Consider the following 222-nt stretch of genomic DNA (forward strand, 5'->3'; position numbering starts at 1 on the left):
AGTCCCCGGGGACGAAGTCGTGACGTTTGACCAGGATGCTCCTGACGATCTCCGGCACCGATTGATTCTGGTAGATGCGCGTTTGCTGGCCGCGGGCGAGCAGCGCCAGGCGCGGTTGCAGGGTGACTTCATAACGGGCTTCGTCGACCGAGCCGGACAGGCGCTGGCAGCTGGTGATCCGGCCGTACAGGGTGCGCAGGGGTGTGGGCGGTTTGGGCGCTT

At 65.8% G+C, this 222-nt stretch carries 1 protein-coding gene; it reads right to left on the bottom strand.

Features of this window, described 5'->3' with window-relative positions; translation table 11 throughout:
• Positions 1 to 222, bottom strand: a 222-nt coding sequence (locus tag KW849_RS31195; protein WP_218433915.1) for a contractile injection system protein, VgrG/Pvc8 family, incomplete at both ends; no start/stop codon positions are given.

Origin of the sequence: Pseudomonas sp. PDM26, from assembly GCF_019219185.1 — a bacterium.
Lineage (GTDB): Bacteria > Pseudomonadota > Gammaproteobacteria > Pseudomonadales > Pseudomonadaceae > Aquipseudomonas.